Source organism: Rhizobium sp. Nf11,1 (genome assembly GCF_050587665.1).
GTDB lineage: Bacteria > Pseudomonadota > Alphaproteobacteria > Rhizobiales > Rhizobiaceae > Rhizobium.
The window spans coordinates 49,184-73,171 of record NZ_JBOBHU010000007.1 but is presented as its reverse complement, the minus strand read 5'-3'; the positions used below and the strand labels follow the sequence as shown (position 1 = coordinate 73,171).

The window sequence follows — 23,988 nt, the reverse complement described above, 5'->3', positions numbered from 1 at the left end:
GTTGCATGTCAGCGGGCGGCTGCCCAGCCTCTTATTCTGTTGAGACCGGCGTGCAGCAGGTCGAGAGCTGCAGGCTCGCTGCCGGCTTCCACGTAGCAGCGCATTTCCGGCGCATTGCCGGATGGGCGGAAATGGATGATCCGGCCGTCCGTCAGTGTCATCCGAAGCCCGTCAATATCGGATTTGGTCGCGACAGCGCCGATCGGCTGCAGGAAAGAACGGAGATTTTGATCCGAGGCGCGCAAGTGTTGCATCAGCGCGGCGCTCGTCTCCACCGGGAAATTCTCCAGACGATCGGCAGCGGCGAAGGGCAGCTTATAGGAGATCGCAATGGCAGAGAGCGGCTGCCTGCGAGCGGCCGCAAGCGACAGGACTGCGAGCATGGGAATAAAACAATCGCGCGTCGGCAGGGCGCGGACGTTCTGCCCGTTGACATCGAAAGGGCTGGCGGTCAGCAAGCCGCCATTGGCTTCGAAGCCCATGACGCGGTCATTGCCAGCCGCCACGGCCTCTTCCATGCCTGTTATGACGAAGGGAGAGCCGACACGGGTGCGCTTGACGGCGAAGGAGCCCGCGACCTCGATGCCGGAATTGGAGGTGACGGGCGTCACCACGATGCGAGCTCCCAAGAAATTGGCTGCTATAAGGCCGAGGAGGTCGCCGCGCAGTGGCGTGCCGGTTTCGTCGGCGACCAGCGGGCGGTCGCCGTCGCCATCGGTCGAGACGATTGTATCGAAGCTGTGATCGGAGACCCAGCGCTTCATCAGCGTGATGGTCTCCTCGGAAACGGCTTCTGTATCGACCGGAATGAAGCTATCCGAACGCCCGAGAACGGTGACCTCAGCGCCATAATGGGCAAGAACGTCGACCAGGAGATCACGGGCGACGGTGCTGTGCTGGTAGACGCCGATCTTCAGGCCGGACAGCGCGCCTTGCGGAAGCAGGGCCGTATTGCGTTCGAAAAAGAGCTGTCGACAGATCGCCTCACGATCTTCCATCGCCGCTGGCGCCTGGATCAACGCTTCGCCGCTCTTATCGATTTCGGCCGCCAAGGCGGTAATCGCAGCCTCGTCCGATTTGTCGATCTCGCCGTCCGGACGGTAGAACTTGATGCCGTTGCGGTCCGCCGGAATATGAGAGCCGGTTATCATCAGGCATGCGGCCTTGCTTTCAAGACCATAAAGAGCAAGGGCTGGCGTCGGGACATTGCCGCAGTCGAAAATGCGGAAGCCGAGCGCGGCAAGCGCGCCAGCGCAATTGCCCGAGATTTCGGGGCTGGAATCGCGAAAGTCGCGGCCGATCAAAATGACGTCGCCGGTCTGTGCCTTGCCGCTTTTCAGCAGATATTTGCCGAACGCCATCGCGTAGAGAGCCGAGGCGCGACCCTTGAGATCCACTGAAAGTCCGCGAAGGCCGCTCGTGCCGAATTTCATTTGAAGAGGTGTCTCCAGTTTACAATCAAGGTTCTACTCAGGCCGCCTGCCGGCGTAAATACCGAAGCCATCATATAGTTAAACACGAACGACGATGCCTCGGACAGCCTCTCGCAGTCTTCTCTCGCCGATCCTAAAGACGTAGACCCATTGCCGACAGGCATTGCAGCGTAGATCGATTTTGTTAGAACCGTGTGTCCATTGTTTCGTCCTATGCTGAAGGGTTCCTGATGAGCGATACATCCGTCAGTCTCGATGAGAGCTGGAAGGCCGCGCTGGCGGGGGAGTTTTCAAGCCCCTATATGCAACAACTCAAATCCTTCCTCGTCGCGCAGAAACGAGTGGGCAAGCGGATCTTCCCGAAGGGCAGCGAATATTTCCGCGCTCTTGATCTGACGCCGATTGCCAATGTCAAGGCCGTCATCCTTGGACAGGATCCCTATCACGGGCTGGGGCAGGCCCATGGCCTGTGCTTCAGCGTCCGGCCGGGCGTGCGCATACCGCCCTCGCTCGTCAACATCTACAAGGAGATGGAGACCGATCTCGGGATATCGCCGGCGCGTCACGGCTTTCTCGAACATTGGGCAAGGCAGGGCGTGCTTTTGCTGAACAGCGTGCTGACGGTTGAGGAAGGTCAGGCGGCCGCCCATCAGGGCAAGGGGTGGGAGCGCTTCACGGACGCCGTCATCCGCAAGGTGAACGACGAATGCGAATCGGTCGTCTTCATGCTCTGGGGCTCTTATGCCCAGCGCAAGGCCGCTTTTGTCGACACGGCGCGGCATCTGGTGCTCAAGGCGCCGCATCCCTCGCCGCTTTCGGCTCATAACGGGTTCTTTGGCTGCAAACATTTTTCCAAGGCGAATGCCTTCCTCCAGTCCCGCGGGCGGGCGCCGATCGACTGGCAATTGCCGGCAGATCCTCACGGCGCCTGAAGTGAACGCGGCCTGATCTTTGTTCACTAATAATAGACAATGCGTTTTGGTCTCAGGGTCTATTCCGGAGGCCGGGTGAGGCGCATTTATGATCCATGAAAAGCCCGCGAAAGGCGGGCAAGAAAGGGTCTCACATGCTCGATCAGATCAAGGGTCTGCACCACGTCACGTCGATGGCGGAGGACGCCCGCACCAACAACCAGTTTTTCACCCATGCGCTCGGCCTGCGTCGCGTCAAGAAGACCGTCAATTTCGATGCGCCTGATGTCTACCACCTCTACTATGGTGATGAGACCGGTGCGCCCGGCACGATCATGACCTATTTCCCGTTCCCGAAGATGGCGCAGGGCCGCCCCGGCACCGGTGAGGTCGGCACGACGGTATTTTCCGTCCCGCAAGGCTCGCTGGGCTTCTGGAGTGACCGCTTTGCTACGCTTGGTCTCGGCGGCCTGAAGGCTGAGGAAAGCTTCGGCGAAAAGCGCCTCAACTTCTCCGGCCCGGATGGCGACGGCTTCGCGCTCGTCGAGGTCAAGGACGATGACCGTCAGCCGTGGACGCATGGCGGCATCAGCGAGGATCACGCCATTCGCGGCTTCCACTCCGTTGCCTTGCGGCTGAGAGACGAGGGCGCGACGGCCGAACTCTTGAAATTCATGGGTTATCAAGTGGATGAGGAGCGGGATGGCATCAAGCGGCTGATCAAGCCTGACGGCAACGGCGCGCACCTCATCGACCTTGAGACGATGCCGAACATTGCCCGCGCGCTTCCCGGCGCCGGCTCCGTCCACCATGTCGCCTTTGCCGTCGAGAATCGTGAAAAGCAGCTCGAAGTGCGCAAGGCGCTGATGGATACCGGCTATCAGGTCACGCCTGTCATCGACCGGGATTATTTCTGGGCGATCTACTTCCGCACGCCGGGGGGCGTTTTGTTCGAGGTCGCGACCAATGAGCCCGGCTTCGACCGTGACGAAGACACGGCCCATCTCGGCGAAGCGCTGAAGCTGCCGCAGCAGCACGCTCATCTTCGCGCCTTGCTCGAGCAGCATCTGCAGCCGCTCGAAGTGTAAGGAGGGCAAGATGACCGAAACAGGATATGTGCACCGGCTGCATGCCGGAGCACCTGACAAGCCTATTCTGCTCGTGCTGCACGGCACCGGCGGCGATGAAAACCAGTTCTTCGATTTCGGCCGACGGCTGCTGCCCGAAGCAACGGTTCTTTCGCCGCGCGGCGATGTTTCCGAATATGGCGCGGCGCGGTTTTTCCGCCGCACCGGGGAAGGGGTCTACGACATGTCCGACCTCTCACGCGCGACGGAGAAGATGGCCGCCTACGTCCAGGCATTTGCCGACGAATACCGGGCTTCTCACATTCTCGGCCTGGGTTTTTCGAACGGCGCAAATATTCTTGCCAATGTGCTGATCGAAAAGGGCATCTTCGACGCGGCGGTTCTGATGCATCCGCTCATTCCGTTTCAGCCCGAGGCTCGCTCGACGCTCGCGGGACGAAAGGTGCTGGTGACAGCCGGGCAGCGGGATCCGATCGCTCCGATTGGGGTGACCCAGGCGCTGTCTGCGCACCTAGAGGGCCGGGGCGCGGAGGTCAGGACGGTCTGGCATGCCGGTGGGCACGAGATCGCGCCATCGGAGATCAATGCGGTTGGCGACTTCCTCGGCGGCTATTGATCTGTGCCGGCACAGTGGCCAAGATATTGAGCGGGAACCGGCGAATGCCGGCCCCGCAACGTTGCTGAAACGAAGATCGTAGTCGACAAATTATCTAGGGGCGATGAGGATATTTGCCTCTTATTGCCTTCATGTAAAAATTCCCCGGTGATTCTGCCATCGTCAAACCGACGACGACGCCTTTGGGGACTCCTTCATATTCTCGTCTCTGACCGTTGGTCAGATAGACCCGTAGATGCCGGCTGTCTTCGTCGTAGCTGATTGCCTCGATAAGTTTCGAATCAACCGCAGTTTCCACTTTGCACCCCGCAGTTTTGGATCTGAGATTCCTGATCAAGAATTGTCATTCACGCTCGCAGCGCACCATATTTATGCGGCGTCGAATGGTCGTCAAGCGTGATCTGCTTTAACGTTCATTTTTTCCGGTCGCCTCTCGCTGTAGTTGATATGTGCAGCTTTTTCGAAGTCCTCACCTGTGGAAAGTCCATCGTTTCGAGTTCTTCCAGGCGTGGAAATATTGGATGACACAGCTGAACGTGAAAGAATCGAACCAGTAGACATAAGTTTAACCAGTGGTTAAGCATCATGTAATAAAATACAACCTGTTATTAATCGCGATGTCTTCCCAACTATGGATAAGTACAGAACGCCGATTTCCGCGGCAGCCGTTTTGCTATCGCCGGTGAGCTGCGGCGCTTCGCACCCAGGGGAAGATCACGCAGTAGACCCTTGCGCTTTCAATCGCGAGCTACAAGGATGGACAGTCCCCGTTGCTTGATGTGTTGGGAGGGCAGCGTTCTATCGCGACCGCGCAGGCGAGCCTGGCGCGAGCGGTTCAGCATTCGGCGAAGGATCAGGTCGTTCCGAATATGGCAAGAGGTTGCGGCTACATTGTCGACGCCGCGATCAGGCCAACTTCTTATGAACACTGCGATTCGTGCCATTGCAGCGATAGATGGAAATCGATCAACCCGCCACGCGGTCGGGTTTCATAAATGGGTTACATGTCTAATTATCTAGGACGGTGGCGACAACAGATACCGATGCTGGCCGGCAATCGTAAGCAGCGCGCTCGGCTGACCTTTGCCGAAGGCGACTTCGCTGCGGTCTACGCCATGAGCGATGTTCACGGATGTTACAACGAACTCCTCGACGTACATCGCCGTATCGAGGAGGACGCAGCACGCATTCAGGGGCCGAAACTCATCGTCATGCTCGGCGATTATGTCGATCGTGGACCGGATTCAAGCGCGGTTCTGGAGTTCCTGAGCAAGAACCCGCCGCCAGGATTTCAGCGCTTGGTCCTTTGCGGCAATCACGATGCTGAGTTGGTGAAGCTCTATCGCAAACCGGCGGGTATTCTCGAATGGCTGGGTTTCGCCGGGACGGAGACGCTGCACTCATACGGCATCGATATCGAGCATCTCCTGCAGTCGGCGGCCGGAAACGAAACGATCGCCCGCGTCATTCGCAATATGATACCCGAGCGGCATATCCAGTTCCTCGAATCGCTGCCGATCATGATGCGAATGGGCAGGGTGGTGTTTGTGCATGCAGGCGTCAGACCCGGCATCGATCTCAAGAAACAAAAAGACAGCGACCTCATGTGGATCCGGCAGCCCTTCCTGGACGAGGGGCCGCAGCTTCCTGTTCTCGTGATCCACGGACATACTCCGGGGCGAGCCCCGACATTCGGTCCGCAACGCATCGGCATCGACACCGCGGTTTCGGCGACGGGCCGGCTGACCGTACTGACGATCAAGGGGACGCGGGTAGGGCTGCTATAGCGCGCCGTGCATCTTTTCGGACGAAGGGCGCCCTCTCTGCACTCTGAATTTACGCCTCGTACTTTCTAAAAGTCGTTTCTGATCTTCGTGCCGATGTGCTGGTCGAAGAGAGCGTGGCGCACGCTTCAAAAACAAACGCCGCGGGATTGTGCCCGCGGCGCCAGAAGGTTCACATAGTTGGCAGGCGCTGTCAGGCGTCCTGGTAAAGGTTGGTGCCGATACCGGTATAGGTAAAGCCGTGTTTGCGGATCTCGTCACTGCGGTAGATGTTGCGCAGATCGACCAAGACCGGAGCGCGCATCGACTGCTTCAGGCGATTGAAATCGAGTGCGCGGAACTGGTTCCATTCGGTGACGATGACGAGGGCATCGGCGTCGGCAGCGGCTTCGTAAGGGCCGTTCGCATATTCGATGTTCTCGATGACCTTGCGTGCATTGTCCATACCCTCGGGATCATAGCCGACGACCTGGGCGCCGGCGTCCTGCAGCGTCTGGATGATGGCGATGGCCGGGCTGTCGCGCATGTCGTCGGTGTTCGGCTTGAAGGTCAGTCCGAGGATGGCGACTTTCTTGCCGCGAATGTCCCCGCCGACGGCCGAAATGACCTTGCGGCCCATCGCCCGCTTGCGGTTGTCGTTGATCGAGATCGTCGTTTCGATCAGACGGACCGGTGCGTCATAATCCTGCGCCGTCTTGGCAAGGGCAAGCGTATCCTTGGGGAAGCATGAACCGCCGTAACCCGGACCGGCATGCAGGAACTTGGAGCCGATACGGCCATCGAGGCCGATGCCGCGTGAAACGTCCTGGACGTTTGCGTCGACCCTTTCGCAGAGATCGGCGATCTCGTTGATGAAGGTGATCTTCATGGCCAGGAAGGCGTTGGCCGCATATTTGATGAGCTCGGAGGTGCGGCGGCTCGTGAAGACCAGCGGAGCCTGGTTGAGGTAGAGCGGACGATAGACTTCAGTCATGGTCTCGCGTGCCCGGTCGTCATTCAGCCCAACGACGATCCGATCCGGACGCTTGAAATCCTCGATCGCCGCGCCTTCGCGCAGGAATTCGGGATTGGAGACGACGGCGACGTCAGCCGAAGGATTGGTTTCCCGCACGATGCGCTCAACCTCATCGCCGGTGCCGACCGGCACCGTCGACTTGGTGACGATGACGGTGAAGCCCTCCACATAGGTGGCGATCTCGCGCGCAGCGGCATAGACGTAGGAGAGATCGGCATGGCCGTCGCCGCGACGGGACGGCGTGCCGACCGCGATGAACACGACGTCGGCGCCACGAACGCTTTCGCCGACATCCGTCGAAAACGACAAGCGGCCGGTGCTGGTGTTTTCAGCAACCAATTGATCGAGACCCGGCTCGTAGATCGGAATACGGCCCTCGCGAAGGGCCTCGATCTTACTCAGATCCTTGTCGACGCAGATGACGTCGTGGCCGAAATCCGCAAAGCAAACGCCTGAAACAAGGCCGACATAGCCTGATCCAATCATCGTGATGCGCATATTTCCCTCAAATCATTAGAGTAGAACGTCATGCTGCGTCGCAGCATGACGTTCGTCATACTGAATCTGGGCCAAAAGACAATATCGAAGATCGCTTAATACCCACATCGGAAGTCGTATTGAGGGTGCCGCTGTTTGCTGCCGGGCACCCGCTCGACAGCAAAAACATAGGTTTATGTGGGCGATATGACAAGTCGAGCCGTTCGTGAGCGCCGGCTCGACTTCAACCCGGGAATGAGACGAATTGCTCTATCGGCTGTCTCGGCAGCTACAGCCGGTACCAGACGTAGGGGTCTGTTCCCGATTGGATCTTGTCCCAGCGCAGATCTGTGTCGTGCCAGTTCTTGATGCTGCTTTGCCTGTTGTCGAGCACCAGGTCGCCCTTGTCGGTTCTGACCACGAGGACGGCGTGCCCTTCGCCGGAAGGTGTATAGGCCGTTGCGATCCGCAAGGCGCGCGATGACCAGCCCATCGCGATCAGGCGGCTGCGCTTGGTCAATGCAAAATCTTCGCAGTCGCCGCTGCGCACATTCACCTTCCAGACATCTCCGTTCAGTTCGTTGCGGGAATCGTTGCGGCCGATCATGGTACGATTGACGGTGTTGTTCACGTTCTTCAGCTGCAACATTTCCTTGTCCGTCAGTGCGATGACCGACAGTCCGTTATTGTCGCGGCATTCGGCAGGGTTCTGGGCGCAGAACAGCACCTGGGCGAAGGGCGGAACGATCTTTCCCTTTTCGGAGATATAGCTGATCTCCGAACCGCTGGTCAGGCCGCGGGCGAAACCTGCGGGGCCGGCCGCGAATGCAGAGCAGGCATTCCCCGCTGTAAAAGCCAGTGCCAGAAGTGTAACGAAGGTTTTCTTCATCTCTTGATCCCCGTCAGGGCAAGCGCTTGAGATCAGGCTTGCCTTTTGGCTCGGTCAATGGCATGGCGATTTGGTGATCTGCCAAGTATTGGGCACAGAACGTCTATCCCGTTTCTGCTGCTTGAAGGAGCATAAGCGGGATCCTGTCTCGATTGGCTTAAGCCATTCGCGACAATTTTAACGATGTGGAATTCTGTTGCACTTTAACACGCAAGCGCTTGATCTGCAACTTATGTTAGTACGAGTATATTAACCGTAATGGTTGTGATTGCCTCATGTTGGCTGCTGGTGAGTGAAGTCAAATGTTATCCAACCTCATCAACAGGCAGGTCTTGCGGGAGGCGATTCTCGTTGCCTTCATCGGCCTTGTGATATTGACGCTCATTCCTTTTGGAAGTGTCACACCTTTGCCCTTCGCCTTCGCCGCAATCGGAATGTTTGCTCTCGCCATCGTTTCGGTATTGCTGTTTGCGGAGCCAAGACAAAGCAGGTGGGTGTTCAAGATCGCCTTGCTTTTGCTCGTCGTGCTGACGAGCTGGACATTTATCCAAACGATCGAACTGCCGGCCAATTTGCTGGCAAACCCCGCCTGGGGCGCTGCACGCGATCTGGCGGGCGTCCAATATGCGGCGATCTCCGTCGAACCGGCGGACACGCTTGCCTCGATACTCTGGGTGGCCCTGCCTTTCGTGACCTTTCTGACCGGACTTATCTTGTGCGATACCGATCAACGAGCGCGGAAAGTGCTGGCCAGCCTGGGGCTCGCGGCGGGGGGCATCGCCGTTTTCGGCCTGCTGCAATTTTCGATGTTTCCCAACGTCTTGATCGTCATAGAAAAACACGCCTACCTCGACAGCCTGACGGCCATCTTCGTCAACCGCAATACCGCCGCCACTTTCCTCGGGCTGGGAACGTTGCTCATGCTGACGTTGGTCAGGGACATTGCCCGTTCCTATTCAACGCATCTGCCCGGCGAACCAGGCCGAAACCTTCTGCTCTTGAGAACGTGGATCTATATTCTGCTCTTATGTGCATGTTTCACCGCGTTGATGCTGAGCCGCTCACGCGCCGGAATATTCGCGACTTTTGTTGCCGCGCTCATCTATTTTCCCTGGCTGGTCCTCAATTGGAACAGCTCAAGGCGATATTTAATACCGGCACCGAAATGGCATTCGGTGTTAAAGCTTCTCGCGGCAGTGATTTTCGTCGTCCTCTTGCTAAGCATATTTGCAGGGCAAGCGATCTTACGCGCGCAGGAAAGGCGGCTCGAGGATGATGATCGTTTCTGTATTCTGCCCGACATATGGCGCGCCATTTCGGATCACTGGTTAACCGGAACGGGCCTCGGGACCTTTCGCACCGTTTTTTCGGCCTATCGTGATCCGGCCTGCGGCATCTTCGGGATTTTTGACCGTGCACATAATTTCTACCTCGAAGGATTTCTGGGCTTGGGGGTAGCGTTTCCAGTTGCGACGTTTCTTGCTTTCGGAGTGCTCGCGAGGGTTTTCTGGCGCGGGCTCTCCGAGAGGCGGCGCCTGCGACATTATGTTCTGCTCGGCATAGCGGCGACGGTTCTGGTCGCTCTTCATGCCGCGGTCGACTTCTCGCTGCAAATCCCCGGTTTCGCAGTATTTTTTTCCGCATTCCTGAGCGCCGTTGTTGCAATCAGCCTCGGCCGCAGTCACCGCGAAACGGATCGCCAATATGGGTGAGCCGTGCATGCGCAATGGCTTAAATGAATGGAATTTATGAAGGTTTTTCGAAGATGCCGGATTGATTCAGGGCTGCGGGTTGACTCTTAAACCTAAGAAATTTTATAGCGGACGCAGCCTTTAGATTATTGCCGACGTCAGAGAGTCGGGCTGAGGCCGTTTGTTTCCTGAAGGGCGCGGCGTTGCCGGGCTGCCACAGTTAGGGAATGATAAACGGCATCTGGTAATTATTGATCAGGGATTGTCTTGTAATTTGTCCGATTGCGGAGCAGTAGCTTCAAGGGCGTCAACACGGGTTATTCTATGGGTTGTTTTCCTGTTGGTAGTACACGCGTCGCCATTGTTGTAGCGCTAACGAGTATATTGGCAAGCTGCACGTCCTTGCCAAGGTCCGGCCCCGATCACAAGGATGTTGATCGAAACGCCGCGGTAAAGGTAACCACGAAGGAGCGTCGAGTCGGTATCGACTACGCCCTGGTTGATCTCAGCAAAAACGTCCTGGCCTATTTCACTACTCCGCAGCCGAGCTCCTTCAAGGGTTTTGGCGGTGGACGCGGTGGCGCGCCCGAAATTCCACTCGGTTATGGCGATGTCGTAGAGGTTGCGATTTTCGAAGCTCAATCCGGTGGTCTCTTTATTCCCTCTGACGCCGGTAGCCGGCCCGGCAATTATATCTCTCTGCCGGCGCAGACCATCGATAGAAACGGAACGATCACGATCCCCTATGCCGGTCGCGTTCCGGCTGCCGGTCGCCTAAAGGAGACCGTCGAGCAGGATGTCGAAGATCGTCTTGCCAGCCGCGCGATCGAGCCGCAGGTTGTTATCACAACGACGACCAACCGCTCCAGTCAGGTAGCCGTGCTGGGTGACGTCAACAATCCTCAGCGTGTTCAGATCAGTCCGGCCGGTGAGCGCATTCTCGACGTCATTTCCGCCGCGGGTGGTTTGACGACCAATAACATCGAAACGAATGTGACGCTGCAGCGACGCGGCAGAACGGCGACGGTCGCCTACAATACGCTGCTGAAAAACCCGGCGGAGAATATCTATGTGGCGCCGGATGACACGATCTCCGTCGATCACGAGCGCCGCACGTTCCTGGCGCTCGGCGCCGCCGGCGTGAGCGGCCGGTTCGATTTCGAGGAGTCGGACCTGACCCTCGGGGAGGCCATCGCCAAGGCGGGCGGTCTGCGTGACGACCGTGCGGATCCAGCCCAGGTCCTGCTCTATCGCCTTGTCCCGAAGAAGACGCTGGCAGCGATGCATGTAGATACGACGCGGTTTGCGGGCGAGACGGTTCCGGTGATTATCCGCGCCAATCTTCGTGATCCGGCAACCCTGTTTGCCGCTCAGCAATTCAAGATGGAAGACAAGGATATTATCTATATTTCCAATTCGGACTCTATCGAACTGGTCAAGTTCCTTGACATCGTAAACTCGGTATCGTCCACTGTTGCCGGCGTCACGGACGACGCACGCGATACCCGTAATGCGGTCCAAGACCTCGGAAACTAAGTGGGGAGTAGCCGGCGCCGATCGTCAACGATCGGTGCTGGTGGTCTGTTTGCGATAGCGGATTTGATGAAGGAAGCCACTTTTATGGCAAGGTTTAGTGTTTATCGTAAACTTGCATATAGCGGAATTGCCGCGGGGATTTTTGTCGGCATGACTTCGAGCGCCTTTGCGGCTGCTTGCCTGGGTCCTGCAAATCTCACACCCGCAGATGTCGGCGGATTTACCGCCAATCCTGCCGTTCTGCTCGACGTGTCCGATCCCCTGGTTCTGTCATCGCGTGTTCGAGCGCTGGTAGGGAGCAGCAACGACGCCCTATTGCCGGTACTCGAGCAGGCCAAGAAGGCTAATGCCGCACAGATGGCGGCGATCGGATCCGGTCTCGGGCGAGCCGCAAACAGTTGCCAGGTCTCGGATCCGCAGTTCAAACTGGCGATCGAAAAAGCTGTTGCCGAGGCGGCCAGCGCCGATCCCGATCTTGCGCCGCTGCTGACAGCCTTTGCAAAGGTTCTGGCCGAAGGCGGGACGGCGGCGCTCGGTCCAGGCACAGGTGCGCCAGCGGCAGCATCCGGTATCGGCAACACTGGTTCAATCGGGCAGACAGGTCCCGGGTCGGATGACGGTACGCCGTTTGACGGCAGCGCCACGACTGCCGGCACGCTTAGGGTTTCGAATACGAACGATGAGGACAGCTCGTCCACAACGTCGACGACGACAATCGTCAGCGCGGGAGGAGCGGGCCAGTCATCCTCTGATACATCGGAGTCGACCAGTCAGAGCGTCCCCGTCACACAATAGCTGGAATTGCCTGTAGATCTTAGCGCTTGACGCCATTGTTGGAGATCGAAATTGCTGTCGCCAGATAAACTTACGCCGCGTATCGACCCTTCCCGCGATACGGGAAACGAAGCTGATTTCATCGATTTCGACAAGCTTATCGCAATCGTCCGTCGCCAGTGGCGGATCGTAGCGGTATGCGCTTTCGCCTTTGGCATTCTCGGTGTCGTCTATGTCCTGACGGCGGTGCCGGTCTATACAGCCGAGACCAAAGTGCTGATCGACCGCAGCGACAATCAGATGGTTAACCAGCTGGCGGCTTTTGGCCAGTTGGACGATGACGAGGGTACGGTCCTCAGCCAGGTCGAGCTGTTGAAGTCCGATACGATCGCCTATGCCGTCGTCGACAAGCTGAAACTTGTCGACGATCCGGTGTTCAACGCACAGAAGAACTCACTCTTTTCTGTCGGTACGCTGAAATCTCTGCTGAATTTTCGCTCCTGGTTTGCCGACGACGCGGCCATCGCTCCCGATCTGGAGATGAAGCGGCGATGGGCCGCGGAAACCGTCGCCGGAAATATCGATGTCGAGCGTGTCGGCAAATCCTACGTTCTCGACGTCACCTACACCTCGCAGTCTCCGGATCTGGCCCGAGTAATCGCCGCCGCCATTGCCGATGTTTATCTGGTCGATAAGCTCAATTCGAAATATGACGCGACAAGGCGGGCCGGCGAGTGGCTGCAGGAGCGTATCGAAGAACTCCGGCAGCAGGCGTTGGACACCGACCTTGCAGTGCAGAAGTTCCGAAGTGAGCATGGGCTCGTCGAGGCGGGGCAGGGCAACTTGCTCAGCGAGCAGCAGCTTTCCGAGCTGAACAGCCAGTTGATCAAGGCTCAGGCCGAAACCGCTCAGGCCGAAGCGAAATATACCCGCATCAAGTCGATCATCGAAGCCAAGCAGACCGATGCGATCGTGACCGACGTGCTCGACAGCTCGATTTCAAACGACCTCCGCAAGAAATATCTCGAAGCTTCGAAGCTCGAGGCCGAAATCGAGGCGCGGCTTGGTCCCGACCACGTCCAGGCCGTCCGGCTGCGCGCCGAGATGGCCGAATACGAACGGCTGATGTTCGACGAGCTGAATCGCATCGCCGAGAGCTATCAGAGCGAGCTCACGGTTGCGCAGTCCCGCGAAAAATCGCTGCGTGACAGCGTTGATAAGGCAACGGGTGTGGCCGCAACGGCGGGCGAGACGCAGGTTCAGCTCCGCGAGCTCGAGCGGACACGGGATACTTATAAGAACCTCTATCAGAGCTTCTTGGCGCGCTATCAAGAGGCGATCCAGCAGCAGAGCTTCCCAATTACCGCCGCACGTATCATCACGACTGCGGAGACGCCAACGAAGCCGAGTGCGCCGAAAAGAAGCCTCGTCATCGCTTTCGCAATGTTCCTGGGATGCGCGTTCGGTAGCGGCATCGGAGCTTTCCGTGAATTCCGCGATCGCTTCTTCCGCACCGGTGACGATGTCAGGGATATGCTCGATGTCGAATCCCTTGGCGTCATGCCGCTGATCGAGAACAATGTCGATGATCCGACGCTGGTCGATCCTGGGAACCCGCGAAGCATCGCCAGGGGCGGCAAGACCACGACTTATGTCGAGGAGCATCCCCTGTCGGCATTCGCGGAGACGCTTCGAAGCGCGAAAATCGCGATCGATATCAGTGCCTCCGACCAGCGCTGCAAAGTCATCGGTGTGGTGTCGAGCTTGCCCGGTGAAGGCAAGTCGACGACGGCAATCAATTTTGCCAAGCTCTTGGCCATGCAAGGGGCACGGTGCCTGCTTATCGACGGCGATATGCGCAATCCCGGAGCGACGCGGGCGATCGGCCGCCACGCGGAAGCCGGCTTGCTTGAAGCAATCGTCGACAATCGCCCGCTGAAGGATCTCATTCTCCTCGACCCCAAGACAAAGCTCGCATTCCTGCCGACGGTGGCACGCTATCGCGTTCCGCATTCGTCGGAGCTGCTCGCATCGCGCGGTATGGATCAGCTTCTCGAGATTGCGCGTCAAAGTTTCGATTACATTATCGTCGACTTGCCTCCTCTGGCTCCGGTGGTGGATGCACGCGCCATTAACCCGAAGCTCGATGCGGTCGTGTTCGTGATCGAGTGGGGCAAGACTTCGCGGAAGGTGGTCCAATCGACATTGTTGTCCGAGCCGGATCTCTATACGAAGTGCGTCGGAGCCATACTAACCAAGGTCGATCCGGCCCAGATGAAGCTCTACCGGACATTTGGTTCGAGCGAATATTATTACAAGCGCTATTCCCGATACTATACCGAAAGCTGATGTTCGGCATTCGGCACGTTTTGCGCACGAGAATCGTTTTCTTCATCGTGACCGTGGTCTTTACGGTGCTGGCCAGCCGCGAGCTCTATGCTTCGATCAGGACGGCCAGCATTTCGATGGTCGCCGAGAGGATAGAACGCGGCGAAACTGTCGGGAACAATGTCGCGGCCAGATACGCGGCGCGCGCTATTGAACGAATCGACGGACACTATTGCCGATCTGACATTGTTGCCGCCGGCCTGACGCTCGTTCTGACGCAGCTCGATCGACAGAACGTCAATATCGATTACGACGCCTGGGTTGCCGCGGCCGCCAGTGCACGTCATTATCTGCAACATGCATTATCATGCATGCCGACGAACAGTAATTTCTGGCTGCGTCTTGCGGCGGTCGAGTCGAAGATTGCGGAAGAGCCGCTGTCGAGCGCTGGCATGATGAAACGTTCGGTCGCTCTGGCGCCCTACGATGAGTCGATGATTCTGACGCGGTTTTATTTCTGGAACGGTTTTACCGATACAACGCTCCTGGCGGCGGGCCACGCGCTCGACAGCGATCTCATGACCATGCTGAAGCTTGGGGATCGTTGCAGGGTCAAAGCCGTCATGAAGCAAATCAGCCCGCAACTCCGCCCGATCTTCGACAGAAACTGGGAGAAGGCAGGAGACGGAGCGACAGCGCGTTTCCGGCAACGCTGCAGCAAGTGATTAGGGGCGGAGCTCTTCCTTGGAGCGCCGTGCGTCCTTTCGCACGGACGCCCTGACACCATGAATCTACCATCGTGCTTTCCGGATTCCGATTTTCGCACCGATGCGCTATCTTGCACTCTCCCCATGTGACAAGGCCCGCCGATTGTGTGACGGGCCTTTTATTGGCACCCCGTTTGCATAGGAAACGGGCTGCGATGCTTGTCGTCGATCAGACGACGGGGCCGGAGACGACATCCGTGCCCGTAATGTTGAGCGTCAGAATGCCGACATCGGTGTGACCTTCGCCGTCGGAAATCTTGTAGTATTGAACGGTTTCGGTGACATGGTCGCCCGGGGCGATATCGGACGTCAGCTCATAGCTGAATTCGCCGTTCGCCTGGACATGAAAGGTGCCATAAGTACCGAGTACATCGGTTACGGCGCCGCTCTTGGCGTTAACGTTCGTGCCGTCAAATTGGCGGAGGAAGAGGTGACCATTGTCGCCGGCAATATCATTGTCCAGAACGTTGCCGCCGATGGAATCGCCTTCGTTGAAGCTGTAATGATCGTCCACTGCGATCGGCTTAACCTGCGTGACGCCCTGAATGTTGAGGGTGAACAGGCCAAAATCGGTGTGGCCGGCCCCGTCGGAAATCTTGTAGGAGACTTTCTCCTGAAGCGTTTCGCCGTTGATGAAGCCGATCTTCGCGGCATCACTCAGCACATAGGTATAGCTGCCGTCCGCCTTGACGTAGAAAGTACCATAATCGCCGTGAATTTCGGTAATCTGGCCGGGTTGCTTGGCGCCTACACTCTGCTGATCAAAAGCGCGCAAGAATAGGTTGCCATCAGATGTATCATTGGTCAGCAGATTTCCTGAGATAACGTCGGTTTCCAGGAATGTCGCAGAATCGTCTGTTGCGTGAATAGCCATCGGGGTCTCTCCTTGAAATATTGTTCGCTGGTCATGTTTGAACTTCAACGAGCGGCCCGATTAAGGATAGCTTAATAGAAATAGTCAAGCATATGCTTAACAAAAATTAAAAATTTATAGGTGCATTCTCTAATAATCGCGCACGTAGAATGCGCATAAGAGGATGAAATAGTTGAAGATTATGCGTTAATAATAATTGATTATGGTTGTTGCCCGTTATAACGCTGATTTCTTCTGACGCGAAGTTTATTTATCCGTCGTGAAGACCGTGTCGTGCGACAGAAATATGAAAAAGATAGAAACACCAATTATAATCCCTTCTGATCATCCATCAGATCTGTGCCTTTTGTTATTCATGCGTAGATGTTGTGGGTACTCAACGCAAACAAGCGCTTTTGCGCTAGGTGGCGGCGAGTAGTTGTTCTGCGTGAAATTAGCCTTCGTTTTGTTACCTGCGAAGGCCTTTATCTCCGATAGGGGAGTTCGCGGTGGTTGTTGTCTTGTTTAAATATACAATCACATTTTGTTCGAGAAGTGTTTTGCAATGCAGCAAATGTTTGTCATCAGCAAATATTAATGATCACCCTATCAAGAATATCGCGAGATAGAACGCATTTTAGTGTTTCATTTTAGCAGGCGGAGAGAGGTCCGCCATTAAAAGATCTCCTAACATCGAGGGAGATCACGCATGACTGTCTATTATGTGAATTCGGCGACAGGATCCAACAATAACAGCGGGACCAGCGAGAGTTCGGCATTCGCGACGCTATCCGCCGTGGAAGCCTTGAAACTGAACCCCGGCGACAGCGTGTTGCTTGCTGCCGGAAGCGTCTTTAACGAACAGTTCGATCTGAGATATTCCGGGACTGCCAACGCTCCGATCACCATCGGCAGCTATGGCATCGGTGACGCGCCGGTCATTCACAGCAGCAATGACGGGATCCACGGCTCCAAGGCTTCGAACATCATCATCGAGAACATCAAGATCGCCGATACCGGCGCCAACGCGATCTATGCCGGCAATGTTTCAAACTGGACCGTGCGCAATGTCGAAGTGTCGAATACCGGCCTGTCCGGTAAACCTGGTTCGGTCAGCTTCCAGAGCAGCCAGAACATCACCATCGAGAACAGTACGCTGACCGGCGTACATTCCGACGGGATCTGGATGGATAAGGTCAACGGCGTCACCCTCATCAACAATACCGTCACCAACAGTCTGGGCAGCGCCGCAGACGCGATCCAGCTCAACGACAGCAGCAATATATTGGTCGCGGACAACCACCTTGAGCAGACGGCTACGAATAGCGCCAAGGGTGTTCTGGTGCTGATCCGGGCGACCAATGCCGTGGTCGAGGGCAACACTCTGCTCGGTGGCGGCTTTGGACTGAGCGCGCAGGCGGGTACGAATATCGCCATCCACGACAATGATATCTCAGGATATGGCGGCTATAGCTGGTCTTACGGTATCGGTCTCGGTGACCAGGGCGATGCGAAGAACTACGACATCAGCGGAAACTATCTGCATGACGGCGTCTACGGCGTTTTGGTCAGCGCCGTCGGCAACCCTGGCTATATTCGCGAGAATATCACTGTCCACGACAACGTCTTCGACGAACTTTCCTCGTCCGCATTGAAAGTGGACAAACCGGCATCAGGCTCCTTCTACAACAATATCATCGACAGCGATGTACCGACGCTCACGATGCCGGCGACAATTGCCGCCCAAAATACGTTCTCCATCGGAGAGAACAAAACCCTCGAGCAGGCGCAGGCAGAGTTGGACAGCGCTGCAGGCGGCACGGGCGACAACACCTCGCCGGCTGTCGCCGAGCCTGAAGTGATGCCTCCGCCGACGACCACGGTAACACCTGCTCCCACCACAGATGCAGTCATTCCCAAAATTGTCGCAGTGCATGACACCCTGAAGATTTCGGCCGATACCGGCAGCGGTTATCATGGCAATCTGCTGGAAAACGACAGCGCGAGCAACGGCATCGTATGGCTTCGCCGCTTCGGTGATAGCGCAGTTGACAAGCATGGCCTGACGCTGACCGGAAAATACGGCGTCATCCATGTTGAGAGTGATGGCGATTACACCTACACGGTCGACGCTGCGAAAATCGCGGGTTTGAGCGGAAAAGTGAGCGAGACCTTCCAATACAAGATCTCCGATGGCGCTTCGCATATCGATACCGACAGCTTGAGCGTCTCCATCAACGTCGACGCATTCAACGGCAGTCATGTCTCACAAATGCTGGCTTGAAAACTGCAGCGGATCCCGAAGCGTTACCCGCGCGTGGCGGAAATGCTTCAACTTTCAAGGGTCGCGAAGGCCGTCGCTATCGGCGGACGCTGAAGTCACGCGGTGACTATGGAAATGTTCCACAGGTACTCATAAAAGTTAACTATAGATTGCATTTATAGTTAACATCCTAGTAAATATCGATATAAGTGCGCCACATGTTCGCCGCTTTGAGCCGTTATTGGGCGGATTGCGATTATCTCTTGCTTCGGCCGGTATGATTATCGTAGCGTTAATGTTAGAGCCTCTGAAATTGTTCGTGATAAATTTGTATTTTCGGTCATTTTTCAGTGGGACTCATGAGCTAAGTTATAGGCTGCAAGCGGGGGTGGCACCGGTGCCGGCTCCGAAGGCAGCATGTCAATGATTGGGCTTGATAAGCCCGCAACTGCAATGTGTATCCGCGGCTTCGCCGGGTTAGCGATGCGGTAAGAGAGGATTGCTTCGTGTTTCAAAGTTCGACAGCTGACGTCAATGAACCGTCCAAAGCATTGCGGAAATGCAAAGGGGGCCTGATCTTTATTGGCATAGCAAGCGCACTTATCAACATCCTCTACCTCACAAGTTCATTTTTTATGCTTGAGGTTTATGATCGAGTCATTCCAAGCAAAAGCATACCGACGCTGGCCGCCTTGGCAATACTTGCGTTGACTCTTTATGCTTTCCAGGGCGCGTTCGAAGTTCTCAGGAGCAGAATGCTCGTTCGCGTTGCCGGTGCGCTTGACGAGATGGTGAATGGGCGGGTGTTTCGGGCGTTGATCAAAGCGCCGCTGAAGGTCAAGATTGGCGGCGACGGGCTTCAGCCCCTGCGGGATTTCGATCAGATAAGAACGTTCCTGTCCGGCATGGGCCCGACGGCAATGTTCGATCTGCCCTGGCTCCCTTTCTATCTCGTCATCTGTTTCTTGTTCCATCCGGCTATTGGATATATCGCCATCGGCGGATCGCTCGTTCTCGCCATGCTGACGTTCCTGACCAACCAGGGCACGCGTACGCTCTCCAAGCGGCAATCGGAAGCCGCCAACATGCGCAACGGATTTGCGCAGAGCTCGATCCGCAACTCCGAGGTCATTCACGCCATGGGCATGGCGGGCACGATGGCTGAGATCTGGGATCGCAAAAACGGCGAATACCGGAACATCACCCGGCAGGCATCGGATGTCGGCAATGGTTATGCGACCCTCTCGAAGATTTTCCGTATCGCCCTGCAATCGGGAACTCTGGCAACAGGCGCGATCCTGGTCATTCAAGGTCAAGCCTCTTCAGGTATTATCATCGCCGGTTCCATCCTGACGTCCCGCGCTCTGGCGCCTGTAGAGGCGGCGATTGGAAATTGGCGCGGTTTCGTTTCCGCCCAGCAAAGCTGGGCGCGGCTTGCGAACCTCCTGAAGACAATTCCGGAGATTCCAGCCCCTCTCGCGCTGGCCGCACCTTCCAAGCAGGTGACGGTCGAAGGCGTCGCCAGCGGACCGCCGGCCGGCCAGCGGTTGGTCATCTCCGATATCAGCTTCGGCCTGAGAGCAGGGAGCGCGCTCGGGGTCATCGGCTACAGCGCCTCGGGCAAGTCGTCGCTGGCGCGGGCGATGATAGGCATCTGGCCGACGGTCAGAGGATCCATTCGTCTGGATGGCGCGGCGCTCGACCAATGGGATGGCGACGCACTCGGCCGGCATATCGGTTATCTTCCACAGGATGTGGAGCTCTTCTCAGGCACGGTCGCGCAGAATATCTGCCGCTTCGCGAAAGAGATGTCGCCGGAAGCGGTGGTTACCGCAGCGAGGGCGGCGCGCGTTCACGACCTCATTCTGCGTCTGCCGAACGGTTACGAGACCGAAATCGGCGAGGGCGGTGCTGCGCTTTCAGCCGGGCAGAGACAGCGTATCGCGCTTGCGAGAGCGCTCTACGGCGAACCATTCCTCGTCGTGCTCGATGAACCGAATTCCAATCTGGATGAGGAAGGCGAGCGGGCGCTGAGTGCTGCGATCATGAGCGTGCGTGCACGTGGGGGCATCGTCGTTGTCATCGCGCATCGCTCCGGCGTTCTGGCAGTGTGCGATTTCGTGCTGATGATGCAGGAGGGCAGGATGATCGCATTCGGTCCTAAGGAAGAAGTTCTGGCGCGGGTCAGCCGGACCGAGGCAGCGCGCACCCCAATTGCAGAGCGCGTGGCTCAGCTTAAGGTCGTGGTCGACGGGAATGCGGCGGAATAGGCCGGAAGGAAGATCGTGAGCAAAGTTATTAGTGAATCCAAACGCTCCCTCAATCGCCATGTGGCGGTTGTCGGCGCGCTGTCCATTGCGTTGGTTTGCGGCATCGGCGGATGGGCGGCGACGACGGAACTTTCGAGCGCCGTCATCGGCGAAGGCGTCGTTGTCGTCGACGGCGACGTCAAGAAGATCCAGCATCTGACGGGCGGTATCGTCTCGGAACTTCTGGTCTCTGAAAACGAGCATGTGTCGGCCGGACAGGTTTTGATACGGCTTGATGGAACGGCGACAAGAGCACAGCTGTCGATTGTCGAGAGCACGCTTGCTCAGCTTTATGCGCGCCGCGCCCGTCTCAAGGCGGAGCGGGTCGGCGCCGAGTCGTTCGAAGTCGACGAAAACCTCAGCGATCTGACATCCAGCACCGCGGCGCAGCAGCTGCTCGACGGCGAGCGGAAGTTGTTCGACAGCCGCAGGTCAGCGCTGATCGGAATGAAGAGTCAGCTGGCGTCGCGCAAGGATCAATTGGGAGAGCAGATCAAAGGCTTGGTCGTTCAGATCAACGCCACCGGCGATTCCCTCGGTTTGATCGAACAGGAGCTCGAAGCCGTCGATGTTCTCTACAAGAAAGGTCTGGTGACGCTTCAGCGTTTGAATACGCTCAAGCGAGCCCGCGCCGATCTCCAGGGTAACAGCGGTCAGGAAATCGCTGCAAAGGCGGAGGCCGAGGGCAAGGCGATCGAAATCGACCGACAGTCGATTCAGTTGGATGAGGACCGTCGTTCGGAGATCGCAAAGGACCTGACCGATGTCGAAGCTCAGATCGCCGAAAATGAGGAGCGCCGCGGCACTGCGCTCGATCAACTCCGCCGTCTCGACATCACCGCGCCGCTCAGCGGCCGCGTTCACGAATTGTCGGTGCACACCGTCAATGGCGTTATCGAAGCCGGTCAGACGCTGGGGCTCGTCGTTCCCGAAAACGACGATCTTACCGTCCAGGCGAAAATCGCCACCCGCGATATCGATCAGGTCCATGTCGGCCAATCCGTCGATGTGCGTTTCAGCGCTTTTGATCAGCGCACGACGCCCGACGTGCAGGCGGTGATCACCTCAATTGCACCTGATATCGTCAAGGATGAGCGGACGGGGATCAGCTATTATCCTGTGCGCGTCAAGCCGGAGGCTCAAAGTATCGCGAAGCTGAAATCGATAAAGCTCTATCCCGGCATGCCGGCCGAAGTCTTTATCAAGATCGGCGACCGGACCGTCATCTCCTATCTCACAAAACCGCTGACCGATCAGATGCAGCACGTATTTCGTGAGGAGTGATTGGCGCTCCTCGGCACCGTTGCGGCGTGTCGAGGCAGCTGCTATCCCCGGTTGGATGTAAGGCGGATTTGCGCACTGAAGCGGGCGTGACGATCTGTGCTTCATGATATTGTCTCAAGCCTGCTGCAAAGTTGGCTTCAAGGGCCTGCCAGCCGTTCCACAAGGTTCTCCTGCCGGGTGACGTATAGCTCTTGCCGAGATATGGTTTTGTCATGATATGTTTGCGGCTTTGGCGAGCGGCGCCGACCGAGAGGCGACCGGTATCGGGTCTGGTTCTGCTTTTAGCCTGCCTCGTGATGGTTTTGATGACTGGAAAGAGTGATGCCGAGAACCTTCCACCGCTGAAAATAGTGGCTTTCGGAACATCGCTGACAGCGCGCGGGGGATGGCAGCCCGGCCTCCAAACAAGGCTTTCTGCCTGCCTGCAGAGATCCGTGAAAGTCGAGAGCGTCGCAAAGAGCGGCGAGACGTCGGCGTGGGCTTTGACCCAGCTGAACCGGGTCGTTGCCGAGCAGCCGGATATTATTTTGATCGAGCTCTACGCCAATGACTCGACATTGCATCGGTTCGTGTCCCTGGCGCAAAGCCGAAAGAATATTGCCGACATTCTCGATCAGCTTCATCAACGCCTGCCGCGGGCACGGATCATTCTCATGGCGATGAATCCATTTTCAGGACTGCGCGGGCTGATCCGCCCTTTTGTCGGTAGCTATATTTCGGCTCATCAGGCGGAGGCCCTGAAACGGGGCCTGGAGTTCATCGATCACCGGCCGGACTGGGAGCGCCTGACCCCGGACGATCTGGCCGCCGCAATTCCTGACGGCGCACATCCGCGACCCGAAGTAGCTTCCAAAATCATCGTGCCCCAACTGACCCGGTACATAGCCGGCCGCGATTGCGGCGAATGAATCTTCTCGTCTCAAGGGCATCTGCCCCTGTTGGGGGTTCAACCCGTCGCGAGATAGCCCTTCAAAAAGCTGACCAGCGAGGCCCGGCCGGCATCGGACGCGTCTTCATGAGCGGGGCTATCCAGGTCCTGGAGGAGATAATCTTTGAGTTCGTCATCGCTCTGGGCGACATAGATGCCCGGCCGGCCGACAAGCTGGCTGACCGTGGCGAGCTGGTGATCGTTTCGGTGCTCGCCAAGAGCCGCCTTGCGTGGAACGAGAATGATCGGTTTGCCGAAACGTTTCGCCGTGAGGACGGTGCCGATCCCCGCGTGAGAGACGATGACAGTCGCATCGCGGAAGACCCTATCGAAGTCCGCAGGCTCGATGTTCTTGATCCATTTCATGTTCTGTGGCGTGTAGGTGCCCTTGCCGATCTGAGCCAGAACCGGCCTAGTCAATCCCTGTGCGAAACTGTCGACAGCCTTGATGAGGCGATCAAAGGGCAGCTGCGTTCCAACGGTGACAAGGATCAAAGGACAGCTCCTGCGTAATGTGGGCCATCCGGCCGCGAAAGATGTTGCCATTGCGTCAGCCAGAGAGTCGCAATATGGCCAGCCAGTTTTCCGGAGAGGGACAGTTTCTCCACATTGGCGACGCTATCGATCCAGATCGTCCGCTTGCCCGTCAACTTGCCGGCAAGCAGGCAGAAAAGCCCAGGTGCTGCACCTGTCGAAATGACGACGTCCGGCCTGTGTTTGATGACAATGGAGAAGGCGCTGAAAAAGCAGCGGATGGACATTGTGATCGAGTCGCGGCTGCAATCGGGAAGCACCAGTCCATCCTTGATGTCGTATTTGGCGAGCAGTCCCGGGATTGTCGTTGCAAAGACGACATCGCAGCCTTCGAATGCGCCGCGCATGGCCATCAGCTGCTCCCAGTGACCGCCGCCGGAGGAGGCGGCGAGGACTTTCAACTTTTTCACAGCCATAGAGAGACCTCGTATTGAGAATTGCGCTAAAATGGTCCGCACTGAAGCGGATCGCCGTGTATTGTTTCGATACTCTACATTTCGGGTCGGAT

At 57.2% G+C, this 23,988-nt stretch carries 20 protein-coding genes; 13 read left to right on the top strand and 7 right to left on the bottom strand.

Annotated features, from left to right (window positions below):
- Positions 1-8: 8 nt before the first annotated feature.
- Positions 9-1,433, bottom strand: a complete 1,425-nt coding sequence (locus tag ACQ7C1_RS12770; RefSeq protein WP_430958524.1) for a phosphomannomutase — start codon at positions 1,431-1,433, stop codon at positions 9-11.
- Positions 1,434-1,663: 230 nt separating this feature from the next.
- On the opposite strand from ACQ7C1_RS12770, the gene ung reads away from it, so the two are divergent.
- The 3 genes from ung to ACQ7C1_RS12755 all read left to right on the top strand — a co-directional run bounded on the left by ung (position 1,664) and on the right by ACQ7C1_RS12755 (position 4,048).
- Positions 1,664-2,365: a uracil-DNA glycosylase gene (gene ung, locus ACQ7C1_RS12765; RefSeq protein WP_430958523.1), complete on the top strand. Its 702-nt coding sequence runs from the start codon at positions 1,664-1,666 to the stop codon at positions 2,363-2,365.
- Between the two features lie 134 nt (positions 2,366-2,499).
- The gene (locus tag ACQ7C1_RS12760) at positions 2,500-3,432 is read left to right on the top strand and encodes a VOC family protein (protein WP_430958522.1); all 933 of its coding nucleotides are present in this window, start codon (positions 2,500-2,502) and stop codon (positions 3,430-3,432) included.
- A 10-nt stretch (positions 3,433-3,442) separates the two neighbouring features.
- Positions 3,443-4,048: an alpha/beta hydrolase gene (locus ACQ7C1_RS12755; protein WP_430958521.1), complete on the top strand. Its 606-nt coding sequence runs from the start codon at positions 3,443-3,445 to the stop codon at positions 4,046-4,048.
- A gap of 94 nt (positions 4,049-4,142) precedes the next feature.
- On the opposite strand, the gene ACQ7C1_RS12750 is transcribed toward ACQ7C1_RS12755, so the two are convergent.
- On the bottom strand, positions 4,143-4,385 hold the full coding sequence (locus ACQ7C1_RS12750) for a KTSC domain-containing protein (protein WP_064804427.1): 243 nt from the start codon (positions 4,383-4,385) through the stop codon (positions 4,143-4,145).
- A gap of 658 nt (positions 4,386-5,043) precedes the next feature.
- Between ACQ7C1_RS12750 and ACQ7C1_RS12745 the strand changes: the two genes are divergently transcribed.
- Complete coding sequence (locus ACQ7C1_RS12745) at positions 5,044-5,835, top strand: metallophosphoesterase (RefSeq protein ID WP_430958520.1); 792 nt, start codon at positions 5,044-5,046, stop codon at positions 5,833-5,835.
- Between the two features lie 190 nt (positions 5,836-6,025).
- Here ACQ7C1_RS12745 and ACQ7C1_RS12740 read toward each other — a convergent pair whose 3' ends face one another.
- On the bottom strand, positions 6,026-7,345 hold the full coding sequence (locus ACQ7C1_RS12740; protein WP_085779128.1) for a UDP-glucose dehydrogenase family protein: 1,320 nt from the start codon (positions 7,343-7,345) through the stop codon (positions 6,026-6,028).
- A gap of 268 nt (positions 7,346-7,613) precedes the next feature.
- Positions 7,614-8,213 (bottom strand): transglutaminase-like cysteine peptidase, encoded by a 600-nt coding sequence (locus tag ACQ7C1_RS12735; protein WP_430958519.1) that lies wholly within the window; start codon positions 8,211-8,213, stop codon positions 7,614-7,616.
- A 302-nt stretch (positions 8,214-8,515) separates the two neighbouring features.
- Between ACQ7C1_RS12735 and ACQ7C1_RS12730 the strand changes: the two genes are divergently transcribed.
- The 5 genes from ACQ7C1_RS12730 to ACQ7C1_RS12710 all read left to right on the top strand — a co-directional run bounded on the left by ACQ7C1_RS12730 (position 8,516) and on the right by ACQ7C1_RS12710 (position 15,267).
- Positions 8,516-9,925 carry an O-antigen ligase family protein gene (locus ACQ7C1_RS12730; protein ID WP_430958518.1) on the top strand — a complete coding sequence of 470 codons (1,410 nt, stop codon included), beginning with the start codon at positions 8,516-8,518 and terminating at the stop codon, positions 9,923-9,925.
- A gap of 303 nt (positions 9,926-10,228) precedes the next feature.
- Positions 10,229-11,440, top strand: coding sequence for a polysaccharide biosynthesis/export family protein (locus ACQ7C1_RS12725; RefSeq protein ID WP_085779125.1), 1,212 nt, complete (start codon positions 10,229-10,231; stop codon positions 11,438-11,440).
- 84 nt (positions 11,441-11,524) lie between these two features.
- The gene (locus ACQ7C1_RS12720) at positions 11,525-12,235 is read left to right on the top strand and encodes a sugar transporter (protein WP_430958632.1); all 711 of its coding nucleotides are present in this window, start codon (positions 11,525-11,527) and stop codon (positions 12,233-12,235) included.
- Positions 12,236-12,286: 51 nt separating this feature from the next.
- Positions 12,287-14,563, top strand: coding sequence for a polysaccharide biosynthesis tyrosine autokinase (locus tag ACQ7C1_RS12715; RefSeq protein ID WP_430958517.1), 2,277 nt, complete (start codon positions 12,287-12,289; stop codon positions 14,561-14,563).
- Positions 14,563-15,267, top strand: a complete 705-nt coding sequence (locus ACQ7C1_RS12710; protein WP_430958516.1) for a hypothetical protein — start codon at positions 14,563-14,565, stop codon at positions 15,265-15,267. The genes ACQ7C1_RS12715 and ACQ7C1_RS12710 overlap by 1 nt, the downstream gene beginning before the upstream one ends.
- Positions 15,268-15,478: 211 nt before the next feature.
- On the opposite strand, the gene ACQ7C1_RS12705 is transcribed toward ACQ7C1_RS12710, so the two are convergent.
- Complete coding sequence (locus ACQ7C1_RS12705; RefSeq protein ID WP_430958515.1) at positions 15,479-16,183, bottom strand: Ig-like domain-containing protein; 705 nt, start codon at positions 16,181-16,183, stop codon at positions 15,479-15,481.
- 688 nt (positions 16,184-16,871) lie between these two features.
- On the opposite strand from ACQ7C1_RS12705, the gene ACQ7C1_RS12700 reads away from it, so the two are divergent.
- The 4 genes from ACQ7C1_RS12700 to ACQ7C1_RS12685 all read left to right on the top strand — a co-directional run bounded on the left by ACQ7C1_RS12700 (position 16,872) and on the right by ACQ7C1_RS12685 (position 22,926).
- Positions 16,872-18,446 carry a right-handed parallel beta-helix repeat-containing protein gene (locus ACQ7C1_RS12700; RefSeq protein ID WP_430958514.1) on the top strand — a complete coding sequence of 525 codons (1,575 nt, stop codon included), beginning with the start codon at positions 16,872-16,874 and terminating at the stop codon, positions 18,444-18,446.
- A 485-nt stretch (positions 18,447-18,931) separates the two neighbouring features.
- A complete protein-coding gene (locus ACQ7C1_RS12695) occupies positions 18,932-20,695 on the top strand; it encodes a type I secretion system permease/ATPase (protein WP_085779118.1) in 1,764 nt (587 codons plus the stop codon).
- A gap of 15 nt (positions 20,696-20,710) precedes the next feature.
- Positions 20,711-22,018, top strand: coding sequence for an HlyD family type I secretion periplasmic adaptor subunit (locus tag ACQ7C1_RS12690; protein WP_085779117.1), 1,308 nt, complete (start codon positions 20,711-20,713; stop codon positions 22,016-22,018).
- A gap of 212 nt (positions 22,019-22,230) precedes the next feature.
- Positions 22,231-22,926: an SGNH/GDSL hydrolase family protein gene (locus tag ACQ7C1_RS12685; protein ID WP_430958631.1), complete on the top strand. Its 696-nt coding sequence runs from the start codon at positions 22,231-22,233 to the stop codon at positions 22,924-22,926.
- Between the two features lie 38 nt (positions 22,927-22,964).
- Here ACQ7C1_RS12685 and ACQ7C1_RS12680 read toward each other — a convergent pair whose 3' ends face one another.
- Together ACQ7C1_RS12680 and ACQ7C1_RS12675 are read right to left on the bottom strand one after the other, a co-directional pair.
- Entirely contained in the window at positions 22,965-23,441 is a 477-nt protein-coding gene (locus ACQ7C1_RS12680) for a glycosyltransferase (RefSeq protein WP_430958513.1), read from the bottom strand.
- Positions 23,438-23,896 (bottom strand): glucuronosyltransferase, encoded by a 459-nt coding sequence (locus tag ACQ7C1_RS12675; RefSeq protein WP_430958512.1) that lies wholly within the window; start codon positions 23,894-23,896, stop codon positions 23,438-23,440. The genes ACQ7C1_RS12680 and ACQ7C1_RS12675 overlap by 4 nt, the downstream gene beginning before the upstream one ends.
- Between the last annotated feature and the right edge of the window lie 92 nt (positions 23,897-23,988).

Excerpts from the sequence above, each read along its gene's own strand:
- ACQ7C1_RS12720 (WP_430958632.1), top strand. The coding sequence starts at position 11,525 with ATGGCAAGGTTTAGTGTTTATCGTAAACTTGCATATAGCGGAATTGCC.
- ACQ7C1_RS12705 (WP_430958515.1), bottom strand. The coding sequence starts at position 16,183 with ATGGCTATTCACGCAACAGACGATTCTGCGACATTCCTGGAAACCGAC.
- ACQ7C1_RS12700 (WP_430958514.1), top strand. The coding sequence starts at position 16,872 with ATGACTGTCTATTATGTGAATTCGGCGACAGGATCCAACAATAACAGC.
- ACQ7C1_RS12685 (WP_430958631.1), top strand. The coding sequence starts at position 22,231 with ATGATATGTTTGCGGCTTTGGCGAGCGGCGCCGACCGAGAGGCGACCG.
- ACQ7C1_RS12710 (WP_430958516.1), top strand. The coding sequence starts at position 14,563 with ATGTTCGGCATTCGGCACGTTTTGCGCACGAGAATCGTTTTCTTCATC.
- ACQ7C1_RS12675 (WP_430958512.1), bottom strand. The coding sequence starts at position 23,896 with ATGGCTGTGAAAAAGTTGAAAGTCCTCGCCGCCTCCTCCGGCGGCGGT.
- ACQ7C1_RS12730 (WP_430958518.1), top strand. The coding sequence starts at position 8,516 with ATGTTATCCAACCTCATCAACAGGCAGGTCTTGCGGGAGGCGATTCTC.
- ACQ7C1_RS12755 (WP_430958521.1), top strand. The coding sequence starts at position 3,443 with ATGACCGAAACAGGATATGTGCACCGGCTGCATGCCGGAGCACCTGAC.
- ACQ7C1_RS12745 (WP_430958520.1), top strand. The coding sequence starts at position 5,044 with ATGGGTTACATGTCTAATTATCTAGGACGGTGGCGACAACAGATACCG.
- ACQ7C1_RS12740 (WP_085779128.1), bottom strand. The coding sequence starts at position 7,345 with ATGCGCATCACGATGATTGGATCAGGCTATGTCGGCCTTGTTTCAGGC.
- ACQ7C1_RS12760 (WP_430958522.1), top strand. The coding sequence starts at position 2,500 with ATGCTCGATCAGATCAAGGGTCTGCACCACGTCACGTCGATGGCGGAG.
- ACQ7C1_RS12725 (WP_085779125.1), top strand. The coding sequence starts at position 10,229 with ATGGGTTGTTTTCCTGTTGGTAGTACACGCGTCGCCATTGTTGTAGCG.
- ACQ7C1_RS12770 (WP_430958524.1), bottom strand. The coding sequence starts at position 1,433 with ATGAAATTCGGCACGAGCGGCCTTCGCGGACTTTCAGTGGATCTCAAG.
- ACQ7C1_RS12735 (WP_430958519.1), bottom strand. The coding sequence starts at position 8,213 with ATGAAGAAAACCTTCGTTACACTTCTGGCACTGGCTTTTACAGCGGGG.
- ung (WP_430958523.1), top strand. The coding sequence starts at position 1,664 with ATGAGCGATACATCCGTCAGTCTCGATGAGAGCTGGAAGGCCGCGCTG.